The sequence below is a fragment of the Sphingomonas sp. URJC2 genome, assembly GCF_059803575.1.
On sequence record NZ_JAPFGX010000012.1, the window covers coordinates 1 to 11,674 of the forward strand.

The 11,674-nt window shown below is 70.4% G+C and carries 11 protein-coding genes; 4 read left to right on the plus strand and 7 right to left on the minus strand.

All coding sequences use genetic code 11. From position 1 onward, the window contains the following. Nucleotides 1–94 precede the first annotated feature (94 nt). Together cpaB and OPU66_RS06535 are read right to left on the minus strand one after the other, a co-directional pair. Complete coding sequence (gene cpaB, locus OPU66_RS06530; protein WP_498552807.1) at nt 95–1,129, minus strand: Flp pilus assembly protein CpaB; 1,035 nt, start codon at nt 1,127–1,129, stop codon at nt 95–97. Nucleotides 1,130–1,173: 44 nt separating this feature from the next. Next, nucleotides 1,174–1,626 carry an A24 family peptidase gene (locus OPU66_RS06535; RefSeq protein ID WP_498552808.1) on the minus strand — a complete coding sequence of 151 codons (453 nt, stop codon included), beginning with the start codon at nt 1,624–1,626 and terminating at the stop codon, nt 1,174–1,176. A gap of 68 nt (nt 1,627–1,694) precedes the next feature. On the opposite strand from OPU66_RS06535, the gene OPU66_RS06540 reads away from it, so the two are divergent. Both OPU66_RS06540 and OPU66_RS06545 read left to right on the plus strand, forming a co-directional pair. Beyond that, on the plus strand, nt 1,695–2,696 hold the full coding sequence (locus tag OPU66_RS06540; protein WP_498552809.1) for an alpha/beta fold hydrolase: 1,002 nt from the start codon (nt 1,695–1,697) through the stop codon (nt 2,694–2,696). Further along, nucleotides 2,693–3,793, plus strand: coding sequence for an NAD(P)/FAD-dependent oxidoreductase (locus OPU66_RS06545; RefSeq protein ID WP_498552810.1), 1,101 nt, complete (start codon nt 2,693–2,695; stop codon nt 3,791–3,793). The genes OPU66_RS06540 and OPU66_RS06545 overlap by 4 nt, the downstream gene beginning before the upstream one ends. Before the next feature lie 47 nt (nt 3,794–3,840). On the opposite strand, the gene ruvX is transcribed toward OPU66_RS06545, so the two are convergent. Together ruvX and OPU66_RS06555 are read right to left on the minus strand one after the other, a co-directional pair. Then, entirely contained in the window at nt 3,841–4,302 is a 462-nt protein-coding gene (ruvX, locus tag OPU66_RS06550; protein ID WP_498552811.1) for a Holliday junction resolvase RuvX, read from the minus strand. Further along, the gene (locus tag OPU66_RS06555) at nt 4,299–5,408 is read right to left on the minus strand and encodes a DUF3089 domain-containing protein (RefSeq protein ID WP_498552812.1); all 1,110 of its coding nucleotides are present in this window, start codon (nt 5,406–5,408) and stop codon (nt 4,299–4,301) included. Before OPU66_RS06555 ends, ruvX begins: the two co-directional genes overlap by 4 nt. 182 nt (nt 5,409–5,590) lie before the next feature. Here OPU66_RS06555 and gatC point away from each other — a divergent pair, with 182 nt between their 5' ends. Both gatC and gatA read left to right on the plus strand, forming a co-directional pair. Next, nucleotides 5,591–5,878 (plus strand): Asp-tRNA(Asn)/Glu-tRNA(Gln) amidotransferase subunit GatC, encoded by a 288-nt coding sequence (gene gatC / locus OPU66_RS06560; RefSeq protein ID WP_498552813.1) that lies wholly within the window; start codon nt 5,591–5,593, stop codon nt 5,876–5,878. Continuing rightward, entirely contained in the window at nt 5,878–7,356 is a 1,479-nt protein-coding gene (gene gatA, locus OPU66_RS06565; RefSeq protein WP_498552814.1) for an Asp-tRNA(Asn)/Glu-tRNA(Gln) amidotransferase subunit GatA, read from the plus strand. Before gatC ends, gatA begins: the two co-directional genes overlap by 1 nt. A 26-nt stretch (nt 7,357–7,382) precedes the next feature. On the opposite strand, the gene OPU66_RS06570 is transcribed toward gatA, so the two are convergent. From OPU66_RS06570 to OPU66_RS06580, 3 genes are all read right to left on the minus strand, one after another. Continuing rightward, entirely contained in the window at nt 7,383–8,369 is a 987-nt protein-coding gene (locus OPU66_RS06570) for a glycosyltransferase family 2 protein (RefSeq protein WP_498552815.1), read from the minus strand. Nucleotides 8,370–8,683: 314 nt separating this feature from the next. Then, nucleotides 8,684–9,253, minus strand: coding sequence for a DUF6702 family protein (locus OPU66_RS06575; RefSeq protein ID WP_498552816.1), 570 nt, complete (start codon nt 9,251–9,253; stop codon nt 8,684–8,686). Then, the gene (locus OPU66_RS06580; RefSeq protein WP_498552817.1) at nt 9,250–11,667 is read right to left on the minus strand and encodes a M1 family metallopeptidase; all 2,418 of its coding nucleotides are present in this window, start codon (nt 11,665–11,667) and stop codon (nt 9,250–9,252) included. The genes OPU66_RS06575 and OPU66_RS06580 overlap by 4 nt, the downstream gene beginning before the upstream one ends. Between the last annotated feature and the right edge of the window lie 7 nt (nt 11,668–11,674).

The window sequence follows — 11,674 nt, forward strand, 5'->3', positions numbered from 1 at the left end:
GGCCGGCGCGGCGGCGGCCGGCAGCGCGGCGGCGATCAGGCCGCCGGCCAGCGCGGCCGAGGCGAGGCGGCAAAAAGCCTTGGGCATCGTCATCTTATCGTCCCCCAACCGCGACCGTCGTGACGTCGTTGCCGCGCGCCACCCGGACCACGGGTCCCTGATTGTCATAAGCCGGGCCGGTCGCCGTCGGGCCGGAGCGCATGGCCGGCGCGCCGTTCGGATCGCTGCCGCCCGCGGCCGGCGCGCGGCCGGGCACCGACCGGCGGGCGAAGCGCGAGACATCGGCCCCGGTCTGATAGGTGGTGTCCCCGTCCATCGGGCGGGCGGCGACCGCCAGCAGCATCTGGCGTTCGGCCTTGGGATCATTCTTGTCGCCGACCGACACCTCGCCCGAGGCGATGGCGCGTTCCAGCTCGGCATTGTTGTCGGCGATCGAGCGCAGCGACAGCGACAGCTGGCCGAGCGACTGGGCGACGGCGATCTTTTCCGCGATGCGCGGCGTCGCTTCCAGCGTGACGGTCGAGAAGGTCAGCACTTCGGTCTTGCCGTCGTCGGTCGTCGTCTTGTCGGTGCGCTGGTCGGTCGCCAGCACGCGGATGTTGCGGATGATGGTCTCGCCCACGCGCAGCGCCGGGCCGTCGCCGCCGCCATCGACGGTCTGCGTCAGCACCAGATCGATGCGGTCGCCCGGAAACACGAAGCCGGCGACGCCGCTCTGCGCGGACACCGACACCGTGACCGCGCGCATCCCCGGGCCAAGCGCCGCCGCCAGGAAGCCGCGATCGCCCGGCTTGACCAGCGACCCTTGCGTGATCGGCTGGCCGGCGGTGATCGCGACGCGCACCACCGTGCCGGCAACCGGCGCTTCGGTTTCACCGCGGATGTAATAGGCCTGCTGGACCAGTTCCTTGGGCCAGGGCTGGTAGCGGAAGGCGTCGGGCGTCAGGATCGTGCCGACGGGCAGCGGCCGCGTGGCGACCAGCACCTGGGGCAGGTTTTCCTCCGGCCGGGGCGCTGCTGCCGCCGCGGTCGGCGCGGCCGCACCCTGGAACATGTTGCGGGCCAGAAGTGCCGTGATCGCGGCGATCACCAGCGCGCCGACCAGCAGAGCGATTTTCCGTGCATCCATGACGTTCAACGCCTCCTGAGCCGGACGGACCGGCCCGCATTTCATCAAGCAAACTGGTTAAGATATCGTTCGTAAATCGCCCAAAGCCCGGCAAAGGCGATGGCAACACCGTAGGGAATCTCGGGATTTGCCGGCAGCCGGCGCAGCCGGTGGACGATCAGCACGGCAAGCGTCACCACCCCGCCGGCGACCGACATCACGATCAGCATCTGCGCCAGCGTGTCCCCCGGCAGCCAGAGCGCGAGCGCGCCGAGCAGCTTGACGTCGCCGCCGCCCATCCAGCCCATCGCGAACGCGCCGATCAGCAGCGCGAACAGCACCGCCGCCGCGCCGATCTGGAGCGCGACGCCCGGCCACAGCGGCAGGCCGGTCGCCGCCCAGTAAGCGGGCGCGAGCAGCGCGATGGCAAGGTTCAGCCGGTTGGCGATGGTGCGCGCGGCAATGTCCGTCGCCGCCGCCACCAGCAGCAGCAGCGCGAGCACCCCCAGCAGGGCCAAGGCCGTTTGTCCCCCAAACATGCCGCAACAGCTAGACGGCAAGGCTTTAGAACCCGTAACCACGGGCCATGAAAAATCAGCCCCCGTTCGACCGCCGGGCGATTCCCGCCACGGCGCGGCTGTTTCACCGCCCCGCGCCCGATGGCTGGCCGCTGCGCATGTTCGACTGGCCGGCACCCGGTGGCGGCGCTGCGCCGGCGCGCGGCAGCCTGTTGTTCCTCGGCGGGCGCGGCGACATTATCGAGAAATATCTGGAAAGCTTTGCCCATTGGCGCGCCGCCGGCTGGCACATCCGCGCGGTCGACTGGCGCGGTCAGGGCGGCTCGGGGCGGCTGGCGGCCGATCCGCTGTGCGGCCATGCCGATGATTTCGCGCCCTGGATCGCCGATCTTGCCGATTTCGGCGGCGACTGGCGGGCGACGACGCCCGGCCCGCATGTCGTGATCGGCCATTCGATGGGCGGGCATCTGCTGCTGCGCGGGCTGGCCGAAGGCGCGATTGCGCCCGATGTCGCGATCCTGGTCGCGCCGATGCTCGGCCTGCATTCCGGCCCGCTCGGCCCGCGCGTCGGCGGCGCGATTGCCGCATTGCTCGCCCGGATCGGCCGGCCCGACCGGATGGCGTGGAAGACCAATGAGCGCCCGTCGCTGCCGGGCGCGTCGCGCCGCCGGCTGCTGACCCATGATGCCGAACGCTATGCCGATGAACTGTGGTGGAAGGACAACAGCCCCGAACTCGCGCTCGGCCCGCCGAGCTGGGCATGGGTCGCCGCCGCCTATCGCTCGATTGCCGCACTCGACCGGCCGGGGGTGCTGGAGGGGATCGCCACCCCGGTGCTGCTGCTGGGGGCCGAGCGTGACGGGCTGGTCAAGGCAGCGGCGATCCGCCGCGCCGCCCGGCGGCTGCCTGCGGCCGAGCTTTTGATGTTCGGGCCGGAATCGGCGCATGAGATCCTGCGCGAAAGCGATGGCGTGCGCGACCGCGCGCTCGCCCGCATCGATGCCTTTCTGGATGCGTGCGCGCCCGCCCCGGCCGGCATGCCCGACGCCGGAGATGCGCCGGCGGCATGATCGACTGTGATGTCGCGATTATCGGCGCGGGCATGGCCGGTGCCAGCCTGGCGGCCGCGCTTGCCGGGCGGCGGCGTGTCGTGCTCCTCGAGGCCGAGGATCATCCCGGCCGTCATGCGACCGGGCGGTCGGCGGCCTTCTGGTCCGAAACCTATGGCGGGCCGCGCATCCAGCCGCTGACATCGGCCTCGCATGGCTGGTTCGCGGCGCGCGGCCTGCTGCGCCCGCGCGGTGCGCTGTATCTGGCCGGCGACGAGGATCAGGCCGCGACGGCGGCGTTCATCGGCGATTTCGCCGGATCGGGCGTCGTGCTCGAACGCCATGGCCGCGATTTCGCCGCCGCCCGCCTGCCCCGGCTGGATGAACGCTGGCGGCACTGCATCTGGGAGCCGAGCTGCGCCGATATCGATGTCGCGGGCGCGCATCAGGCCTGTCTTGCCGACGCGCGGCGCGCGGGCGCGCGGCTGATCTGCGGCGCACAGCTGCTGGCGGCAACGCGGACCGAGGGGACGGGCGCGGGCTGGCGGCTGGACACCAGAGCGGGGCCGGTGGCCGCCGGGCTGGTGGTCAATGCCGCCGGGGCCTGGGCGGATGAAGTGGCGGCGCTGTGCGGCGCGCCGCCCATCGGCATCACGCCCTATCGCCGCACGGTCGTGCAGCTGCGCGTCGCGCCGCCGGCCCCGGCCGATCTGCCGCTGGTGCTCGACATCGCCGGCAGCTTCTATTTCAAGCCCGAGGCGGGCGGGCGGCTGTGGCTCAGCCCGCATGACGAGACGCGCGACCGCCCGCACGATGTCGCACCGGAAGAGCTGGACGTCGCGCGCGCCATCGACCGGTTCGGCGCGGCCACCGGCTGGCCAGTCGAAGCGGTCGAGCGGCGCTGGGCAGGGCTGCGCAGCTTCGCGCCCGACCGCGCGCCCGTCTATGGCCATGATCCGCTATGCCCCGGCCTGTTCTGGTGCGCGGGGCAGGGCGGCTTCGGCATCCAGACCGCGCCGGCCGCCGCCGATCTGGCGGCGCGGCTGCTGCTCGGCGAGCCGGCGGGGCCGGTCGATCCCGCGCCCTATCTGCCCGGACGGTTCGCCCGTTCTGCCTGATTGCTGGGCCTGATCGTTGGGCCTGACCGGGCCGCCCGACCCGCGCGTCAGCCCATGGCGAGCGCGTCGATCGCACCTTGCAGGATATAGGCGGCGGCCATCTTGTCGACCAGCTCGGCCCGGCGGGCGCGGCTGGCATCGGCGTCGAGCAGGGTGCGCGTCACCGCCTGGGTCGACCAGCGTTCGTCCCACAGCAGGATGGGGAGTGCGGTCACTTCCATGTTGCGTGCAAAGGCGCGGACCGACTGGGTGCGCGGGCTGTCGCTGCCGTCAAGGTTGAGCGGCAGGCCGATCACCAGCCCCCTGACCGCCTGCGCGGCGATCAGCCGGTCGAGCGCCGCCTTGTCGGCGGCAAAGCGCGTGCGGCGCAGCAGCTCGGCCGGGCTGGCGATCGACCAGCCGGCATCGCACAGCGCAATGCCGATGGTGCGCGTGCCGACATCCAGCCCCATCAGCCGGCCGCCCATGGGCAGCGCGTCGCGGAACGCGGCGGTCGCGGTCGTGATCATCGCGTCACCGTCGCCAGCCGGCGGGCGGCATCGGCGCGGACATTGGCCCAGAACAGGCTGTAATCGAACACATGGTAATTGTTCCCCGGCAGCACATAGGCCGGCAGTTCGGGCGGCGGCCCGATCAGCAGAATGCCGCGCCCGGCGCAGCGCGCGGGGATCGCGCCCGGCCGCATCGTCGCCGTCATCAGATCGTCGGCCGGAAACAGCGTGCCCAGATTGGCCGCCGCCGGGGCGCTGCCGCCCGGCTGGCCGGTCAGCGGGTTGGTGCAGAGCAGCGCGCTGCCCCGCCGCGCCTGCCCGGCCAGCCCGATGCCGGCATCGAATGCGGCCAGCACCGTCTGCGGATCGGCCGGCTCGGCATAGCTGAGCCAGGACAGCACACAGCCCGTCTGGTCGGGCCGCGTGCAGGCCGGCAGGCCGAGCGCGGGCAGATCGGCGGTCAGCGACACCGGCCAGCCGACGACATAGGCGGCAACGATCCGCCCGGCGAGCGACGTTCCCGCCACCCGGTCCTTCAGCAGCCGCATCAGATGCAGCGCGCCCTGGCTGTGCCCGGCGAGGATGATCGGCCGGTCCGTCGGCTGCGCGGCCAGAAATGCGTCGAACGCCGCGCGCACATCGCCATAGGCAAGGTCGAGCGCCTGCCCCGCCGCGCCGGCATCGGTCAGGAACGCCCCGAACGTCGCCTGCCGGTAACGCGGCGCCCAGATGGCGGCGACGCCGTTGAACGCGCTGGCCTGCCCGCGAATGAACAGCGCCGCGCGCTGATCAGCCTCGGCATCGCCGAGCGGCGCATTCCAGCGGTCGCGCCCGAAAAACGAGGTCGGGTGGATATAGAACAGCGCCGCCGCGGGCGCCCCCGCCGCCGCCACGCCCGCCGGGGTCCAGAGCGCAGGATCGGCGCGCCCGGCCCCGGGGCGCGAATGCCAGAGCCGCGGATCCTGCGCATACGCGGCAACCGGCGCGGGCGGCGCGGCGGCAAAGGGCACGCGCGGCACCAGCGCCCAGCGGATCAGCTTTTCCCCGGCCAGCGCATAGGTGAGCGCGGCTGCCAGCACGAGCAGCACCAGACCGGCAACGACATAGAGAAACTTGCGGTCCATGGCGCGGCTCCGACGGGCGTGTCGGCGCGCTAGGCCGCAACCCGCCCGCCGGGTCAAGGGGCTTTGCACCGTCGCTGCCCGCGCCATGCGCCTCGCCCGTGCGCCGGTGGCCGGCCTTTTGACGGTGCGGCTTGTTGACGGGGCGGCTTGATGGCGGGCGGCGCGGCTGCTAGCCGCAGAGTATGTCCGTAGACGCCACGACCGTCCGCAAGATCGCCGGGCTCGCCCGCATCGCCATCAGCGATGCCGATGCCGATGCCATGGTGAGCGAACTCAACAACATCCTTGGCTGGATCGAGCAGCTGGGCGAGGTCGACACCGCCGGGGTCGATCCGATGACGGCTGTCATCCCCAACCAGCTGCGCCTGCGCGAAGACGGGGTGACCGACGGCAATATCCGCGACCAGCTGATGGCCAATGCGCCCCAGGCCGAACATGGCTTTTTCGCCGTTCCCAAGGTGATCGAATAATGACCGCGCTCAATGACCTGACCGTCGCCGCGCTGCGCGACGGGGTGCGCGACGGCGCGTTTTCCGCCCGCGAAGTGGCCGAGGCGTTCAACGCCGCCGTCGCCGCCGCGCGCCCGCTCAACGCGTTCATCACCGAAACGCCCGATCACGCCCTTGCCGCCGCCGAGCAGGCGGACCGCGACCGTGCCGCCGGCACGCTCAAGCCGCTGTCGGGCGTGCCGCTGGGCATCAAGGACCTGTTCTGCACGGCCGGCACGCAGACGACCGCCGCCAGCCGGATTCTGGACGGGTTCACCCCGACTTATGAATCGACCGTCACCGCCAATCTGTTCGCGGCCGGGGCGGGGATGCTCGGCAAGCTCAACATGGACCAGTTCGCGATGGGCTCGTCCAACGAGACGAGCGCGTTCGGCAATGTGATTTCGCCCTGGCGTCGCCCCGGCGACACCGCGCCGCTCACGCCGGGCGGCTCATCAGGCGGCAGCTCGGCGGCGGTCGCCGCGCGCATCGCGCCGGGCGCGACCGGCACCGATACCGGCGGGTCGATCCGCCAGCCTGCCGCCTTTACCGGCATTTCGGGCATCAAGCCGACCTATGGCCGCTGCTCGCGCTGGGGCGTCGTCGCCTTTGCCTCGTCGCTCGACCAGGCCGGGCCGATGGCGCGCGACGTGCGCGACTGCGCGATCCTGCTCGAGGCGATGAGCGGGTTCGATGCCAAGGATTCGACCTCGCTCGACCTGCCGGTCCCGGCCTGGGAACGCAGCCTGTCGGCCGATCTGCGCGGCAAGCGGATCGGCGTGCCGCGCGAATACCGGGTCGATGGCATGCCCGCCGAGATCGAGGCGCTGTGGGAACAGGGGATCGCCTTTGTCCGCGACGCGGGGGCGGAGATTGTCGAGGTGTCGCTGCCGCACACCCGCTATGCGCTGCCGACCTATTACATCGTCGCCCCGGCCGAGGCGTCGTCCAACCTCGCCCGCTATGACGGCGTGCGTTACGGCCTGCGCGAACTGCCCGACGGGGCGGGGTTGCAGGACATGTATGCCGCCACCCGCGCCGCCGGTTTCGGCGCGGAGGTGCGCCGCCGCATCCTGATCGGCACCTATGTGCTGTCGGCCGGGTTCTACGACGCCTATTACACCCAGGCGCAGAAGGTGCGCGCGCTGATCGCCCGCGATTTCGAACAGGCCTGGGCGTCGTGCGACCTGCTGCTGACGCCGACCGCGCCGTCTTCGGCCTTTGCGCTGGGCGAGAAATCGGCAGATCCGATCGCCATGTATCTGAACGACGTCTTCACCGTGCCGTCGTCACTTGCCGGGCTGCCGGCGATGTCGGTGCCCGCCGGGGTCGATGCGCAGGGCCTGCCGCTCGGCCTGCAGGTGATCGGCCGCCCGCTCGACGAGCAGGGCGTGCTCGATGCCGGGCTGGCGATCGAACAGCGCGCCGGCTTTGTCGCGCGGCCCGACCGCTGGTGGTGAGGCGCGCGGGCAAAGCCCGGCCGGAGTCAGGGCGCGCTGTCTGAGGGCGTGCCGGGGGCGGGCTGGGCCAGATAGGCCAGCCGCTTGATCTCGCGCCGCCCGCGCGTGACGGTGTCGAGGATCAGCCCGCACACCAGCGCCAGCAGGGCGACGAGCGTCAGCCCCATGGCAAGCACCGCCGTCGGCAGGCGCGGGACCAGCCCGGTGTCGAGATAGGTCGCGACCAGATCGACCGACAGGCCGAGCGCAGTTGCCAGAAACAGCGCCGCGAACAGGCCGAAAAACGTCACCGGCTTTTCGGTGCGCGCCAGGTTCAGGATCATCGTCAGGATCCGCCACCCGTCGCGCCAGGTCGACAGCTTGGACGCCGAACCCTCGGGCCGGGCGGCATAGGCGGTCATCACCTCTGCCACCGGCAGGCGCAGCTCCAGCGCATGGACGGTGATGTCGGTTTCGATCTCGAACCCCTGCGCGAGCACCGGGAAGGATTTGACGAACCGGCGCGAAAACACCCGGTAGCCCGACAGGATATCCGAAAAGCTGCGCCCGAAGATCCACGCGACGCAGCCGGTGAGCAGCCGGTTGCCGAGCCGGTGGCCGCGCCGATAGGCGGCCTGCACCTCGCTCTGCCGCGCGCCGACCACCATGTCGAGCCGCTCGTCCGCCAGCCGCGCGATCATCGCCGGGGCCGCGCCCGCATCATAGGTCGCATCGCCATCGGCGAGCACATAGATGTCGGCATCGATGTCGGCGAACATGCGGCGGACGACATGGCCCTTGCCCTGCATCCGTTCGATCCGGACCGTCGCCGCCGCCGCCGCTGCGACCGCCGCCGTGCCGTCGGAGCTGTTATTGTCATAGACATAGATGGCGGCATCCGGCAGCGCCGCGCGAAAGGCGGCAACTGTCTGCCCGATCGCCGCCGCCTCGTTGTAGCAGGGCAGGAGCACGGCGACACGCGCGGCGGCGCTGGCCGCGGACTGATCGGGCCGGGACGGGGAAAAACTGGTCATGACCCGAGCCTATGGCAGAACTGGGCCGGGCCGGGAAAGGGCCGACGGCCCGGCTGAGGTGTTTGGCCGGGGTGTCCGCTGTTGTGTGGTGGCGGCACCGGATGTTTTTTGATTGGGAAGAACGGCACCGGCCCGCGCGTGTTTGTTTGGGTCACGGCACCGGCCCGCACCCCCACCCGGCCTCCCATATCATGCTGCCGCCCATGAGGCCGGGTGGGGGTGCGGGCCGGTGCCGCCCGTGCGGCGTGAGCCGCACCACAAATAACCCCGCCCCCGCGCCGCGAGGCGCGCAACAAACAACACCGCACCACATCTCACCCGCCGGTGAGGCTGATCGTCTCCACGCCGCCGCCGGGCAGGGTGATGGTGCGCACGACCCCGGGGGCGTTGACCTGCACCTGATGGGCGGCGCGGCGGTACAAGGTCGGCATCACGTTCGCGCGGATGGTGACGCTGCGCGCCCGGCGCGGCCCCTTGCCGGCATAGTCGATCCAGACCTGCGCCGCGTCGATCTGGGTGCTCTGATGGGCAAGCGCCACCGGCCGCCCGTCGACGGCGACGGTGAAGCTGCGCCCCAGATAGGTCTGGAGCGCCGCAATCGCCTCCGGATCATCAAGGCTCGCCTGCACATCGGCCGCGATGCGCGGCAATGCCGGTTCCAGATCATGCGCCTCGAACCGGTGCGACACGGTGACGCTGCCGTCAGCGGCCAGCGTCACCACGGTGATCGCGTCATGGCCGCGATGCGCGACCGCCGGTGCCGGCGCGAAGAGCGCCAGCCCGATTACCCCCAGCCCGATCATGCCCAGCCCGGCCCCGATCCCGGTCCCCGCCAGCATCAACGCCGCACCGGCGGCGCGCACCGCACGCGACACCCGCATCATTTGCCCTGCGGCACCGGCTGGGTGGCAAGCGAGCCGCGCCCGACCTGAAGGTCATAGTCCTTCATCCGGTTCTCGCCCGGCCGGGCATCCTCGATCTTCATGATCACCGGATCGATCGGCCCGCGATAGACATTGTTGGTGCGGTCGGTGTCGGCGATTTCCCACAGCGGGTCGACCTCGGCCGACACCAGCTGCTTGTCGGTCACATATTGCCAGGTGACGTTGCGCGGGTTGTAGCGCCAGACCTCGGCCGGGATGTAGACGGTCTCGCTCTGCCCGCCGGCAAAGCTCAGCTTGAGCGGCACCGGCATCACCAGCCCGCCGACATTGCGCAGCGAGAAGCGGTAGAACCGGTCCTTGACGGCAAGCGCCGCCTTGTCCTCGGGCGTTGCGTCCTTCACCCGTTCGGCCATGTCGCGCCGCGCCTTGGGGGTGGCATCCAGCCGGTCGGTCGCGTCGTAGAAATCGCGCGTCGCGGGATCGCGCTCGACCACGGTCTTTTCCCCGGCATTGCGCAGCGCCGTGAGCGACGGCGGCTCGGCCGCGCGCATCGCCTTGCGCATCCGCGCCGTGTCCTCGACATCGGAGCCCGCGATCCGCCCTTCGACCACCCGGTCGAGCGCGATGTCGACATGGTCGGTCGAATAGAACCAGCCGCGCCAGAACCAGTCGAGATCGATGCCCGAGCTTTCCTCCATCGTGCGGAAGAAGTCATAGGGGGTCGGGTGCTTGAACCGCCAGCGGCGCGCATATTCGCGGAACGCCCGGTCGAACAGCTGCCGGCCCATCACCGTTTCGCGCAGGATGGTGAGCGCAGTCGCCGGCTTGGCATAGCCGTTGGCACCGAACTGGAGCACTGAATCCGACTGGGTCATCAGCGGCACCTGATCGCGCGAGCGCATATATTCGGCGATGTCGCGCGGTTCGCCGCGCTGGCGCGGGAAATCCTTGTCCCACAGCTTTTCGGCCTGGAACTGGAGGAAGGTGTTCAGCCCTTCATCCATCCAGGTCCATTGCCGTTCGTCGGAGTTGACGATCATCGGGAAATAATTGTGCCCGACCTCGTGGATCACCACGCCGATCAGCCCGTATTTCGCGCGTTCGGTATAGGTCAGCGGGCCGGTCTTGCGGTCCTTGACCGGGCGCGGGCCGTTGAACGAGATCATCGGATATTCCATCCCGCCGACCGGCCCGTTCACCGACTGGGCGGTCGGATAGGGATAGGGGAAGGAAAAGCGCGAATAGACGTCGATCGTGTGGGCGATCGATTTGGTCGAATAGGCATCCCAGAGCGGCCGCGCCTCCTTGGGATAGAAGGACATTGCCATCACCAGCGGCACATCGCCCTCGCTCTGGCGCACGCCCATCGCGTCCCAGACGAACTTGCGCGACGCCGCCCAGCCGAAATCGCGGACATTCTCGGCGGCAAACACCCAGGTCTTGGTGCCGGCGGCACGGCCGCGCTCCGCCGCCTCGGCCTCGGCCGGGGTGACGACATAGACCGGCTCGCGCGCGTCGCGGGCCTGATCGAGCCGCTGGCGCTGGGCGGCGCTCAGCACCTGTTCGGGATTGGCGAGCACGCCGGTGGCCGCGACGACATGATCGGCGGGCACGGTCAGCGCGACGCGGTAATCGCCAAACTCGAGCGTGAACTCGCCCGCGCCCAGAAACGCCTTGTTGTGCCAGCCTTCATAGTCCGAATAGACGGCAAGGCGCGGGAACCACTGCGCGCCTTCAAAGATGCAATTGCCGTCCTCGCCCTCGGCGGTGAAGCATTCATAGCCCGAACGCCCGCCGACCACCTTCTGTTCGCCCATCGGGAACGACCAGTCGATCGAGAAGCTGACCTCGCCGCCGCCCGCGGCGACCGCTTCGGGCAGTTCGATGCGCATCAGGCTGTCGGTGATGGTGAAGGGCAGCGGCTTGCCATTCTGGTCGCGCACGGCGGTGATGGTGAAGCCGCCTTCCCATTCCTGCATCCGCTTGACGCGGCGGATCTCGGCGATGCTGATGCCGTCGCCGCCGGGCACGGTCTCGGTCAGCTGGGCGATCGAGTTGCGCTTGTAATCATTCTGGTCGAGCAGCAGCCACAGATAGGGCAGGGCGTCGGGCGAGTTGTTGCGATAGCGGATGGTCTGGGTGCCGCTGACGGTGCGGCGCGCTTCGTCGAGCGTCGCCTTGACGTCGTAATCGACCTTTTGCTGCCAGTAACGATGGCCGGGCGCGCCGGCGGCGTTGCGGTAATCGGTCGGGCTGGGCCAGTCCTCGCCCTCGAGCTGGCGGAATTTGTCTTCCCACTGGCCCTTGGTCTGGCGGATCGCATCGGCATGTGCCGGGGCTGAAACAAGGCCCGTCACAAGGGCCGCGGCAATGGCGGTGGCAGGCAGCAGGCGGGCGGCAACGGACACAGGCATGAATCTC